The organism is Shewanella sp. MR-4, assembly GCF_000014685.1.
Classification (GTDB): domain Bacteria; phylum Pseudomonadota; class Gammaproteobacteria; order Enterobacterales; family Shewanellaceae; genus Shewanella.
This window is the reverse complement of the sequence record NC_008321.1, coordinates 4,048,143-4,061,039: the sequence shown is the minus strand read 5'-3', so window position 1 is coordinate 4,061,039 and position 12,897 is coordinate 4,048,143. Positions and strand designations below refer to the sequence as shown.

Annotated in this window: 9 protein-coding genes; 7 read left to right on the top strand and 2 right to left on the bottom strand. The window is 45.5% G+C overall.

What is annotated here, in order from left to right; all coding sequences use genetic code 11:
* Nucleotides 1-2: 2 nt before the first annotated feature.
* The gene (locus SHEWMR4_RS17765) at nt 3-1,085 is read right to left on the bottom strand and encodes an efflux RND transporter periplasmic adaptor subunit (RefSeq protein WP_011624132.1); all 1,083 of its coding nucleotides are present in this window, start codon (nt 1,083-1,085) and stop codon (nt 3-5) included.
* A gap of 129 nt (nt 1,086-1,214) precedes the next feature.
* Here SHEWMR4_RS17765 and SHEWMR4_RS17760 point away from each other — a divergent pair, with 129 nt between their 5' ends.
* Nucleotides 1,215-2,207 carry a LysR family transcriptional regulator gene (locus tag SHEWMR4_RS17760; protein WP_011624131.1) on the top strand — a complete coding sequence of 331 codons (993 nt, stop codon included), beginning with the start codon at nt 1,215-1,217 and terminating at the stop codon, nt 2,205-2,207.
* Between the two features lie 87 nt (nt 2,208-2,294).
* Here the strand turns inward: SHEWMR4_RS17760 and SHEWMR4_RS17755 are convergent, their stop codons facing one another.
* Entirely contained in the window at nt 2,295-3,653 is a 1,359-nt protein-coding gene (locus SHEWMR4_RS17755) for an MATE family efflux transporter (protein WP_011624130.1), read from the bottom strand.
* 227 nt (nt 3,654-3,880) lie between these two features.
* Between SHEWMR4_RS17755 and SHEWMR4_RS17750 the strand changes: the two genes are divergently transcribed.
* From SHEWMR4_RS17750 to SHEWMR4_RS17725, 6 genes are all read left to right on the top strand, one after another.
* On the top strand, nt 3,881-4,171 hold the full coding sequence (locus tag SHEWMR4_RS17750; protein ID WP_011071021.1) for a co-chaperone GroES: 291 nt from the start codon (nt 3,881-3,883) through the stop codon (nt 4,169-4,171).
* 57 nt (nt 4,172-4,228) lie between these two features.
* Nucleotides 4,229-5,866 (top strand): chaperonin GroEL, encoded by a 1,638-nt coding sequence (gene groL, locus SHEWMR4_RS17745; RefSeq protein ID WP_011624129.1) that lies wholly within the window; start codon nt 4,229-4,231, stop codon nt 5,864-5,866.
* 434 nt (nt 5,867-6,300) lie between these two features.
* Nucleotides 6,301-6,537, top strand: coding sequence for a type II toxin-antitoxin system antitoxin HipB (gene hipB / locus SHEWMR4_RS17740; protein WP_041408886.1), 237 nt, complete (start codon nt 6,301-6,303; stop codon nt 6,535-6,537).
* Nucleotides 6,538-6,540: 3 nt separating this feature from the next.
* Nucleotides 6,541-7,842 carry a type II toxin-antitoxin system toxin serine/threonine-protein kinase HipA gene (hipA, locus tag SHEWMR4_RS17735; RefSeq protein WP_011624127.1) on the top strand — a complete coding sequence of 434 codons (1,302 nt, stop codon included), beginning with the start codon at nt 6,541-6,543 and terminating at the stop codon, nt 7,840-7,842.
* Between the two features lie 797 nt (nt 7,843-8,639).
* Complete coding sequence (locus tag SHEWMR4_RS17730) at nt 8,640-9,236, top strand: hypothetical protein (protein ID WP_011624126.1); 597 nt, start codon at nt 8,640-8,642, stop codon at nt 9,234-9,236.
* Nucleotides 9,233-12,880: an Ig-like domain-containing protein gene (locus SHEWMR4_RS17725; protein ID WP_011624125.1), complete on the top strand. Its 3,648-nt coding sequence runs from the start codon at nt 9,233-9,235 to the stop codon at nt 12,878-12,880. Before SHEWMR4_RS17730 ends, SHEWMR4_RS17725 begins: the two co-directional genes overlap by 4 nt.
* The last annotated feature ends 17 nt before the right edge of the window (nt 12,881-12,897 follow it).

Genomic DNA, 12,897 nt, shown 5'->3' with positions numbered 1-12,897 from the left:
AATTACACTCCGCGTTGCCAGCGTAGTGGCTTCACTTTCATTCCGTCGGCTAATTGGGATACACCCGCACTCACAATTAAATCGCCCTTGTTGATGCCGCCTAATACTTCGATACCTTGACTGGTGACACGACCTAAGGTGACCGCTGTGGGTTTGATTTCGCCCGACTGAGACTGATACACCCACACTTGAACTTGGCCGTCTTGATCGCGTTTATCAATGGCAGTAACTGGCACTATGGCCGAAGCGGTTTGAACTGGTGTTTTAACTAAGGCTAGGGTTAACTCGGCGCTCATCCCCGGAAGTAGTTGAATATCTTTAGGTTGAGGTAAGGAGAACACCACTTCATAGGCTTGAGTGCCAGGGGTGACTTGAGTTGAGTATTCCTTGAATTTCGCATCAAACTCCATTCCCGCTAATGCGCTAAAACGCACCTTAGCGGTAAAGTTTTGCTGCTGCACATAGGTATTTAAGCTGGCGGCCATCGCCTCGGGGACTTGAATGCTAACATCGAGCAGGTTGTTGTTTTGCAGCGTTAAAATCCCTTGGTTGGCCTGTACGATTTGGTGGTTGTCCACTAAACGTTTTGCCACTGTGCCACTAAAGGGAGCAATCAGCTTGGTATAGCTTAATTGGTCACGGGCGGCGGCCAATGCGGCTTTTGCCGATTTGAGCTGTGCCTGGGTGCTATCAAACTCGGCTTGAGAGATTAGCTTGCGCTTGAGTAGCTCGGTTTTACGCTGAAAATCCGCCGCCAAGAGTTCATGCTCGGCTTCGCGGGTCATTAAATTATTATGGGCATCCCTGTCGTCCAGTTTGGCCAGTAGGCTACCTTGGCGGATTTGCTGCCCTTCCACTAGGGCCAAATCAGTCAGTTCTCCTGAAATCCTAAAGGACAATTCGGCGCGACTATTGGCACTGACGCGAGCGGGAAACGTCCTAAAATCTCCTCCTTCGAGTTGCACCACCTCAAAGAGTTTGACGGGGCGAATGGCGGTTGCCTGTACTGAACTTTCCGCGGGAGTGCAGGCAGTCAGTAGGGCGGGCAACAACGCCGCTAAGGGAAGAAGTCGATATGATTTCATGGTAGGGCAGTCCTCGATAACAAATTACCAGCTTTTTAGGAGCGCGAAGATAACAGTTAAATTTGTTGCAATAAACGGGATACTTTGGGATTATGAATCCCACATAATGAGATTGATATTAAGCTAAAGATGAAAACTGAAGACCTGGCGCTATTTCACCGAATTGCCGAAACCGGCAGTTTGATCGAAGCTGCTGATTTACTTAACTTACCTAAATCGACTGTCAGCCGCCGTTTGCAGGCATTGGAAGATGAGCTGAATATCAAGCTATTCCACCGCCAAAGCCGCTCGATGACGCTCACCTCGGCTGGAAGCCATTTTTACCAACGTTCCTTGAATATCTTGGCCCAGCTCGATGAAACCCTATTCGAGATGACCAATGATGATGCCGAGATCAGCGGGCATCTTCGTATCCAAATGTTCCCCATTCACAGTATGAACGTGCTGATGCGGGCGATTTTCCGTTTTATGGATCTGCATCCCAAGCTAACGGTAGAAGTGATCAACAGTGCTGAAGCCGTTGATATGGTGAAGAATAACCTCGATGTAGCCTTTGTGGTCGAGCCGGCACTGGACACCTTAGATTTAGTGGTGCGGCCAATCTTCACCACGGATCTGCGCTTTTATGCCAGCCCCGATTACCTAGCGAAGCATGGCACACCTAAGACCTCGCAGGAGATCGAATCTCACAATGTGTCTTTGTTTAGACTCTCAAACGGCAAAATCTTCAATGAGTTATGGATTGGAGAGGAGCAAGCGGTCAGGGTTCGCGGCAATTTTTGCTCCAACAGTGTGCAGGTCGCCGTCGAATTTGCCCTGCAAGGGCGAGGCATAGTGTATGCCCCGACCGAAGTGGTGAGTGAATATGTGACCGCAGGGCAGCTAGTCACCCTGTTACCCGAGATTGAACCACATCCTGGGGAATGTTATTTGGCTTATCCATCAAGACGTTATGTTAGTCTTGCCAGCCGACGCTTTATCGACTTCATCATACAAGAGTTAGCGCCTAATGGCGTACCGACGAATATGAGTGCCGACGGCAATTCAGCTCGCCGTTGCAAACCCTCGGAAGAACCATTTCCGCCCAATGATGTCCGTTTTTGCCTCAAAAGCATCACCTAATTGCGTACTTTAGGTGTGTTTCTGGTCGCTATCGTGCGGTTAACCGCTGCTGCGGGTACCAGTCGTTAAGGCTATAAGGACAATGAGTTAGATAGCATCGGCGGTCGTGACCTTGGTAGGTTCACAAATCCTTTGGGCTAGATAATAACAGGCAATCCCCATCAAGAGGTTGGTGATGGGGAGTGCGAGCAATAAGCCTTTCACGCCATCGATATAAGATCCCAGCGCCGCCAGCGGCAGCATCAGCAGCACTAAACGGCACAGGTTAATCACTAGCGAGCTCATGGGTCTGTGGTACGCATTGAGCGCCGTGGCAAAGATAATCACTATGCCTAAGGGGCCGTAAGCGCAGGGCAGCACCAGAATATAGAAGCTTAACCACTCTAACACCTGTGGATCGGTACTGAATAAACTCGCCAGTGGCTGGGCGAAAAACGCCAGCGGAATATAGAGTAAGGTCTGGAATACTAAGATAAATTTAAGCGATAACAGCAAAGCCTGTTTCGCCCTTTGGGTTTGGCCAGCACCAAGATTTTGCGCGATAAACGGCATTAGGCTCGAGGAGAGCGCCATCACCACAATCAAGAGAACGGATTCTAAGCGCGTGCCCGCACCAAAGGCGGCAACGGCGCTGTGGTCGATATGGGCCAGCATCGCCATAATCACCGCATTGGCGAGTGGATTAATTAAATTCATCAGGGCCGCTGGCTGGGCGATATGGGCGAGTTTGCTCCAGTTAGCGCGCATTCTATCGATATCAAATGCGGCCCGTTCAAGCATTCGGCGCTTAATAATCAGCAAATAGCCCGAGAGTGACAGGGCAATAAGCCACGAGAACAGGGTGGCAATCGCCGCTCCTTGGATCTCTAAGCGTGGAAAAGGCCCAATACCGAAAATAAGCAAAGGGTCGAGGATCAAGTTAATAATCGCCGCCAGCGTCATAATCATTGCGGGTGAGCGAGTATCCCCGGTTGAGCGTAAGCCTTGGTTGCCTACCATCAATAACACCAACAGCGGCGCGCCCACATACCAATACATCATATAGTCATGAATGAGCGGCAGACTGGTGTCATTGGCGCCGAGCAAGCTAAAAAGTGGTGTGATAAAAATACTGCCGAGGGCGGATAAACTGGCGATCAGGATAAAGGTCAGCAGCAGCGCATCGTGTAAAAACACCTTGGCCCGCGTGGCGTTACCCGAGCCAATCAATCGGCCAAGATTCGTGGATACCCCGGCACCAATGCCAATGGCAATGCTGGAAATAATCAAAGTGACAGGGAAGGTAAAACTGATCGCCGCTAAGGCTTCTGTCCCTAATTGGCTGATAAAAAAAGTGTCAGCGAGGCTAAACCCGAGAATGGTCATAATGCCAATCAAGTTAGGGAGGCTCATGTTGAGCAGTACACGACCAATTGGCGCGCTAAGCAGCCCGTGTCTGTCTTGCATGGGGGAAATTGTGCCTTGTTTGCGAGCGGAGGCCGAATTCTAGCAGGATTGTGCCCGCTTGAAAAAACCGACATCAAAAATTTGAATTTTTTTTTGTAAAGGCACTTGGATCTGGTGGGGATAAACCCCATATCACAGACATCAAAGGGGAAGGCGGAAATGCTTCCTCTTTTTCATCACAAAATCGCCTCGATTGTTGGGCATTAAATCATTAGGAGAGTTCATAGATGAATATTCGTCCATTACATGACCGCGTAATCGTTAAGCGTTTAGAAGTTGAATCAACTTCTGCGGGTGGCATTGTATTAACTGGCAGCGCTGCCGAAAAATCGACTCGCGGGGAAGTCCTTGCAGTAGGTAATGGCCGTATTTTAGAAAACGGCACTGTAAGACCTCTAGATGTGAAAGTGGGTGATGTAGTGATCTTCAATGAAGGTTACGGTGTTAAGAAAGAAAAAATCGACGGTCAAGAAGTCTTGATCCTGTCAGAAGCTGACCTGATGGCCATCGTAGGTTAATCCACGGCATCAATTCGACATTCCAATTAATCATCAAAAATTTAAAGGATACTCAATATGGCAGCTAAAGAAGTTGTATTTGGTAACGACGCACGCGTAAAAATGCTGGCTGGTGTAAACATTCTGGCTAACGCAGTGAAAGTGACCTTAGGCCCTAAAGGCCGTAACGTGGTATTAGACAAGAGCTTCGGCTCACCACTGATCACTAAAGACGGTGTGTCTGTTGCAAAAGAAATCGAATTAGAAGACAAATTCGAAAACATGGGCGCGCAAATGGTGAAAGAAGTTGCTTCTAAAGCCAACGACGCCGCTGGTGACGGTACTACTACTGCAACTGTTCTGGCTCAAGCCATTGTGACTGAAGGTTTAAAAGCCGTTGCAGCGGGTATGAACCCAATGGACTTAAAGCGCGGTATCGATAAAGCCGTTGCTGCAGCCGTTATCGAGCTGAAAAACCTTTCTCAAGATTGCGCCGACTCAAAAGCAATCGCTCAAGTAGGTACTATCTCTGCTAACTCTGACGAGTCAATCGGCGAAATCATCGCAACTGCGATGGAAAAAGTCGGTAAAGAAGGCGTGATCACCGTTGAAGAAGGTCAAGCACTGGAAAACGAACTGGACGTAGTAGAAGGTATGCAGTTCGACCGTGGTTACCTGTCTCCATACTTCATCAACAAGCCAGAAACTGGCAGCGTTGAATTAGATCACCCATTCGTACTGTTAGTAGACAAGAAAATCTCTAACATTCGCGAACTGTTGCCAATCCTTGAAGGTCTGGCAAAAACCGGTAAGCCATTACTGATCGTAGCCGAAGATGTTGAAGGCGAAGCCTTAGCAACGCTCGTTGTGAACAACATGCGCGGTATCGTGAAAGTAGCTGCCGTTAAAGCCCCTGGCTTTGGTGACCGTCGTAAGGCAATGCTGCAAGACGTGGCGATTTTAACTGGCGGTACTGTAATCGCTGAAGAAATCGGTTTAGAGCTTGAAAAAGCAACCTTAGAAGATTTAGGTACTGCTAAGCGTGTTGTGATCACTAAAGACAACACCACCATCATCGATGGTAACGGTGAGCAAGCGCAAATCGAAGCGCGCGTAAGCCAAATCAAGCAACAAATCGAAGAATCAACCTCAGACTACGACAAAGAAAAACTGCAAGAGCGTATGGCTAAATTAGCTGGCGGTGTTGCGGTAATCAAAGTCGGTGCAGCGACCGAAGTTGAAATGAAAGAGAAAAAAGCTCGCGTAGAAGACGCGCTGCACGCAACCCGTGCTGCGGTTGAAGAAGGCGTGGTACCTGGCGGCGGTGTTGCTCTGGTACGTGTTGCTTCTAAGATTGCTGACGTTGAAGTGGCTAACGAAGACCAAAAACACGGTGTGGTTATCGCACTGCGTGCAATGGAAGCGCCACTGCGTCAAATCGCAACTAACGCAGGCGAAGAAGCCTCTGTTGTGGCTAACACAGTGAAGAACGGTAGCGGTAACTATGGTTACAACGCCGGCAACGACACCTACGGCGACATGTTAGAAATGGGTATCCTTGACCCAACTAAAGTGACTCGTAGCGCACTGCAATTCGCAGCGTCTATCGCAGGCCTGATGATCACCACCGAAGCTATGGTAGCTGAACTGCCAAAGGCTGATGCGCCAGATATGGGCGGTATGGGTGGTATGGGTGGAATGGGCGGCATGATGTGATCCTAGCTGGTTAAAATCGTTTATAGCTGCGTTACTTTGTTACTCGTGTAGAAAAACACTACACGTCGCAACAAAAAGCCTTGCTCTAAAACGATTTTTCCTGCGCTAGATTAGCAAAAACATCAGCGGTCTTTAGCTTAATCGCTTAAAACCCAAATAGTTATAAAAGAAAATGAAAACCCCGATACTGGCAACAGTATCGGGGTTTTGTTTTTGGTCTGGTAACTTGGGGAAGTGGCGTTTTTCAAGTTAGGTGTACTTACCTACACTTTTTGGGAGTTAAGCACTGAAAATTGCTTTGAAAGTGTAACATTGTACACTTTTGGTTGGTTTGTCATTATCAACAATCAAAAAGTGTACTTATATACACTTTTTGATTGAATGGGACTGATATTAAGGCTAAGGTGTATGAAGTTACACTTTTGGAGACGATAATGGCATCACCGCTAAATCAACAATCCCTCGGCTTGTTAATTAAAGAACGCAGGAAAACTGCTGCTCTTACCCAAGACGTGGCGGCCATGCTGTGTGGCGTAACCAAAAAAACGCTGATCCGAGTTGAAAAGGGCGAGGATGTTTATATCTCAACCGTATTCAAAATCCTTGATGGTCTGGGGATTGATATCGTTTCGGTTCAAACCAGCGACACTGAAACTAATGGCTGGTATTAACCCATGAGTACAGCTAAAACGCTTACGCTAGAGATGCACCTCGGTGATTCAATTATCGGGGAATTATCCTTTGGTGCCACGACCGACACCTTTGCCGTGCATTACACCAAAGACTGGCAGCAAAGTGGATTTCCACTTTCACCAACTATTCCCTTAGATGGCACAGGAACGAGTAATCAAATATCAATGTTTTTGGTTAACTTATTGCCAGAAAATAAAGGATTAGATTATCTGATTGAATCGCTTGGCGTCTCTAAGGGGAACACCTTTGCCTTGATCCGCGCCATTGGTCTCGATACCGCAGGTGCCATCGCTTTCGTTCCTAAAGGAGTTTTACTGCCTGAAACACAATTGCGGCCAATTAAGGCTGAAGAAGTTATTCAACGCATTGAAGATCCCACAATGTGGCCGATGGAAATTTGGGATGGTAAACCTCGACTATCGGTAGCGGGTGTTCAGCCTAAGTTAAACTTGTTTTATAACGGGAAAGAATTTGCCTTTGCCGAAGGTACGCTGTCATCGACCCATATTGTTAAATTCGAAAAACATCATCATTTAGTGATCAATGAATTTATAACGATGCGCTTAGCCAAAGTGATTGGGATGAATGTGGCGAATGTCGATATTGTTCATTTTGGCCGTTACAAAGCCCTTTGTGTTGAACGCTTCGACAGACGTTATATGTCAAATGAGCAAAGGGTATTAAGAAGGCATATTGTCGATAGCTGCCAAGCCCTTGGTTTTAGTGTAAGCAAAAAATATGAACGTAATTTTGGTTCAGGGCGCGATGTTAAAGATATTCGTGAAGGGGTAAGTTTTAACAGGCTCTTTAGTCTTGCAGCAAAATGCCGTAATCCCGTGGCTGCTAAGCAAGACATGTTGCAATGGGCGTTATTCAATTTACTGACTGGCAATGCCGATGCACACGGTAAAAACTACTCATTTTTTATGACGCCAAGCGGAATGGAGCCAACTCCTTGGTACGATTTGGTCAGCGTGGCTATGTATGAGGATTTTGAACAACAGCTTGCTATGGCTATTGATGACGAATTTGATCCAAATAGCATTTACGCGTATCAATTAGCCGCGTTTATAGATGGCTTGGGTTTACCAAGAAATCTATTAATCAGTAACTTAACGAGAATTGCGCGAAAAATACCGCAGGCAATAGCTGAGGTGATTTTAATGCTCCCGCCCCTTGATGAAGATGAAGCATCATTTGTGGCGCATTACAAAACCCAGTTACTAGCGAGATGTGAACGTTACCTTGGTTTTGTTGACGAGGTCAGGGATGTGGAAGTGTAGCAACATCTATCACTCAGCTGTAATTTCGCAAGGGTGAAATACTATCACCTTGGCTTTGTTAATCTATAGAGTTGAGCCTATCCCATAATTCTTGATTGCTTTTAAAGGCAAAATCAAAGTCGTGGGGCTTCACCCCCTGATTTTTTAATAAAGAGTCGACCAAGGAGGACTGCTCGTCCTATCCTCCTTGCTATTGTTTTCAAAAGCAGCCAAGACGCCCCTAGCGAAGTTACATGCATTGACTCTCTATTTATAAAGCAGGGCTTTGTGCTTATTCGAAAATCGCTAACGCTTCCGATGGGGCGTCCCTTCCCCCCGAAAGCTAGCTCGGCATTCATGCCTCGCTCACGCCCCATCGGTTTAATAAAGAGTCTTCAACGCCCTTCAGCAACTTCGCTGGTGAGGGTGAACTTCTGTGACCATAAGTGTCGGCTGCTAATCTCAAAAGAGCTATACCTGCCCAATCTTTGTCTATATTTCATCTTTGACGGCAACAACTTTTAGATAATTAAACTATGAATGGCTCGTTAAATTTAAATGGTTATTGTGTTCAGAAGATATAATTTTGCTTTTCTTATCCGCTTTTTTAATGCTTTTAGTTTTATCATACTTTTGACTTAATAATTTGTTCCGTATCAGAGGAAATAACTCTATTTAGCTACCAATAATTAATGGTGATCAAATTCTATAAATAAAAGCAGCTTTAACTTTTTATGAATATGCTAAAAAATATACAAAAATTTTTTCGTTTTTGTTAGCATTGAGTGTAGATTTTTAGGACGAGTAAGTATTCACGGATGATACGAAAGATTACCCTTATTTTGGCTATGGTGCTGTCTGTATTTTGTGGTGCAGTGCAAGCAAAAGCCATCTATAGACTTAACTCATCTTTGGATGTTCAGCGTCAATACACGACTCAGATTATTCGTGAACTCAGTGAGAGTGGTATCGAAGTCATTGTATTTGATTCCAATCGGCAGCTTTTGTCACATAAGATTGTGATTGGAAATATGCCCGAAAATCTTTGTGCAGAGAACATTCCCGCTGAAGACTTTACACGTTTTGGTCATGCTTATAAGTATTGGTTTAGCGACCAGTTGGAGTACTGTGAAATTGACCCTAAAGCATTCCCTTATTCATATGATGCTGTCGTTTCTGAACGAGATATTGAACCCAGCATTATTGTTTTACACATTCCAAATGATATTCCTGCAGACCTTGAATTACCCGGGGCTAAGCTCATTCAGTATATTTTTCAGCTAATACCAATGGCTGATTTTTCGTCTTTATACCCTGCATTTTCAATACGGTTAACCAAGAACGGAACACTCGTTGTGAAAGAAGGCAAATATACCTTCCAACTATTATTACTTTCTAAAGGAGATATGAAGTGATACAGGAAAATAAACTAAGCAAGGTCGCTATCTGTGTAGGATTCGCTTTAACATCCAGTTCAGCTATGGCTGCAAACAGTTGGTTATCACGTGTAAACACCGTTACTGAACAGCAAGAAAAATCCATTGTTTCTGCTAATCATATGCAAGCTGTTTCAGCAATGAGTTCTGATTCGTCGAATGCTGTTTTCGATATTACTGTATCTTTGTACAATAATCCCAAAGGTAATGAGCAGAAAGCTTACGAAGAAATCTTAGGTTATTTTGCCGATGGTGTATGTGAGCAATCGAATGGTGAGCATAAGCTCGGAAAGATAAGTATCTTCAGAGAAAATAAGCATAGATCTAAGTCGGATATTATTTGGGGCGATCGTGAATGGCCGCGCGCTAATACAGCGGGTTTTGGCGCCAATGGTATGCATATTTGGTTTGGTGATGTGTTCCCTAATGGGGCGGGACAAGGTAAAGACCACAACATGCTTACCGATCCCCTCGGAGCTGGCTATACCTTAGCACATGAGTGGGGACATTATGCCTACGGTGTATATGATGAATATAAAGGTAATGCTGTCTCTGGGGCGGCAAATGCCACGCTTACCACTGACGTAGCCACAGATTCCATTATGAGTAATCAATGGCAAGCGAGAAATGGTGATATGAAATGGTTGAATCATTCAACCGCGAACAATATTGGTGATGTTAACCGTACCGCACAGGGTCGAGTGTATGGAAAGAGTGCTTGGGAAGTGCTAACCCAGGACGTGAAAGATGACCCTAAATCTGGTCGCAAAACAGCCCAGCCTACTCGCACTCGATACACCACGTTAGCGAATAATGCACCCGATGCTAGCAACCCTGTCAAAACTGAGTTACCCGCGGCTCAGTCTAGCTGTCGTGATCAGCTGAAGTTTGTGTGGGTGGAAGGTGATATCGATATGCAGATCGTGATGGACAGATCGGGTAGCATGTATGGTTCGCCGATTAATAACGCAATTCAAGCCGCGAAAACACTTGTAGATGCTACCGCAGAAGGCAGTACTGCGATGGGGTTGGTTTCTTTCTCCAGTCGCTCAAGCGTGAAGCAAGATTTTGCCGTGCAACAAATACCTAAGCCGGATACTGGTATCAAACAAGCTCTGAAAGCTGCAATTGACAATATCTATGCCAGCGGTTCAACTGCACTATTCGATGGTAGCTCTCTTGCTCTTGATAATTTAATTACTTACCAGACCGCGGCAGCAAGTGGTGCTCCTGGTGTTGTTTTTGTGCTAGCGGATGGCGATGATAATAGTTCTATAAAAAATGAATCTACAGTCATCACTGCCTATCAAAATGCGAATGTCCCAATCTTTAGTTTCGGCTATGGTTCAGCTTCGCCTACAGGTCCTTTAGTGACTATGGCGAATGCTACAGGTGGGAAATACTTTTCTTCACCCACGACACTCTCGGAAATTATCGATGCTTTCTTACAAGCAAATGCCATTGCTACTGATAATCAAAACTTAGTGTCATCAACGGTTAATGTGGCAAATGATGCAAGCGCCACTCAGGAGATTCATATTGACTCTGGTTTAGATAATGTGAATATTTTCGTAAACCACAAAGGTAGCGCCTCAGATCTACAACTCACGCTAAAAGACGCCTCTGGAAATAACGTTGCTGGCGTGTCGTTTGATTGCGTGACTGTAACAGGCGGACAGTCTTGTAATGTCAATGTGCCTAATAGCGTTATTGCTTCGCTCGGTCATGGTGAATGGCAACTTGAGTTGACTAATACAAATGTCAATCGTCCACTGGATGCGACCGTCAATGTGAGTGCAGAACCTAGTCTTGCGGGGAGTTATACCGTATCAGTTGAGGGCTTTGCAGGTAATGCCGTTACTTATCCGAGCCCGATGATTTTAACGACGGCGTTAACCAAAGATAAACTGATCACTGGGGCTAACGTCCTTGCGACCATCAAGGATCCGATGGGCAACACGACGAATTTGGAAATGTTTGATAATGGACAAGGAGGTGATGCGGTCGCTGGTGACGGTATTTACTCTGCAGTTGCGCCATACAATCAGAATGGTATTTACCAAGTTGAAGTGAATGTTGATAACAAGGATAGCAAGGCGAGATATACTGCCACAGGCTTGTTTACACCAACATTGGACGGCTCTGAGCCAGTGCAAGAAGCTTTACCAACCATTACGGAAAACTTTGTACGTATCGCGAAAACCTCATTAGTTGTTAGCGACGTGCCTTATTATGACGGTGATGACAGTCATTATATTGCGACTAAACTCGAGACGACGAATGCTGGTATCAATGGTGTGATCGATAGTGCTGGCGACCTTGATTTCTATGTCTTAGAAAACATCGATATGAGTAAAGATCTCGTGGTGCGTGTGACTGATGCTAGCTTAGGTATGAAGCCTAAGTTAACTGTGTACAAACCAGATGCGTCTACGGCAATAGTGGATAATGTCACCCTAGCAACAAATCCATCCGCGACAAATTATGTGTTCTCAAAGTTAGCTAAGTCTGAACTGGAATCGACTCTGTATGTTGTTGTTAGCCATGAAGATGACACTGCTGCTACGGGGGGATATCAAGTCAGTGCGGGTGAACCGTTAAACACTGACGTTCCGCCGAACAATGTGCCAGTAGCCAACTCGGATGCTATGACCATTTGGGCTGGCCAAAAAGTGACAATTTCACCTTTGGCAAATGATACGGATGCAGATGGTGATACTTTAGTGATCGATAGCGTTACTACTGGAGCTACTAAGGGGGCTGTTGCGGTTTCGGGCAATGTTATCAGTTATGACTCAGGTAGTGCCTTTGCAAATGAAACGCCAGGCTCAACCGTATTAGATAGCTTTGCTTACATCATTACCGATAACAAAGGTGGCTTTGCTGAAGCTACAGTTGATGTCAGTGTTAAAATTAATACACCGCCAACAGCTACGCCTGATGCTATCAGTGTCAATGAGAATGCGACTGTTACAATATCGCCGTTAACGAATGACACCGATGCCGACGGCCATACTTTTACCCTCTCGGCTAAACAAGCTAGTTTGAAAGGTAAGCTGACAGATAATGGCGATGGTACGTTTATCTACGATCCTAACGGCCAGTTTAATGATTTGGTCAAAGGTGAAACGGCCAATGAAGTATTTAGTTACACCATCACAGATGAAATTGGCGCGACAAGCACAACTGAAGTGACTATTAGTGTTGTTGGTATTAATGCGGCTCCTGTTGCTGTCGCTGACACAGCGGTAACGACTAAGTCAGGGAGCATACAAATTGACTTACTTGCAAATGACACCGATGCAGATGGAGACACGCTTACTATCACAGCTATTGATGTTGGCTCTTTGAAGGGCAAGGTCACCAATAATAATGATGGTACTGTAACTTACAGCCCTAATGGACAGTTTGGTCACTTATATCAGGGGCAATCTGCAACAGAGACTTTTACTTATACTATCTCTGATGGGGATGCTGAAATGACAGCCTCTGTTACGGTAACTATTAATGGCGAAGGCCAAGCGCCAGTAGAACCCGAAAAAGAAGGTTCATCAGGTGGTAGCTTGTCGTGGTTTGTATTACTACTAGCCCCATTAGCATTCATGCGTCGTCGTGTGAAATAACACGTTTTAGTATGCCG

What these genes read in the sequence shown, in the direction of transcription:
- groL (WP_011624129.1), top strand. Translation starts at nt 4,229, where the DNA reads ATGGCAGCTAAAGAAGTTGTATTTGGTAACGACGCACGCGTAAAAATG.
- hipA (WP_011624127.1), top strand. Translation starts at nt 6,541, where the DNA reads ATGAGTACAGCTAAAACGCTTACGCTAGAGATGCACCTCGGTGATTCA.
- SHEWMR4_RS17730 (WP_011624126.1), top strand. Translation starts at nt 8,640, where the DNA reads ATGATACGAAAGATTACCCTTATTTTGGCTATGGTGCTGTCTGTATTT.
- SHEWMR4_RS17750 (WP_011071021.1), top strand. Translation starts at nt 3,881, where the DNA reads ATGAATATTCGTCCATTACATGACCGCGTAATCGTTAAGCGTTTAGAA.
- SHEWMR4_RS17765 (WP_011624132.1), bottom strand. Translation starts at nt 1,085, where the DNA reads ATGAAATCATATCGACTTCTTCCCTTAGCGGCGTTGTTGCCCGCCCTA.
- hipB (WP_041408886.1), top strand. Translation starts at nt 6,301, where the DNA reads ATGGCATCACCGCTAAATCAACAATCCCTCGGCTTGTTAATTAAAGAA.
- SHEWMR4_RS17755 (WP_011624130.1), bottom strand. Translation starts at nt 3,653, where the DNA reads ATGCAAGACAGACACGGGCTGCTTAGCGCGCCAATTGGTCGTGTACTG.
- SHEWMR4_RS17760 (WP_011624131.1), top strand. Translation starts at nt 1,215, where the DNA reads ATGAAAACTGAAGACCTGGCGCTATTTCACCGAATTGCCGAAACCGGC.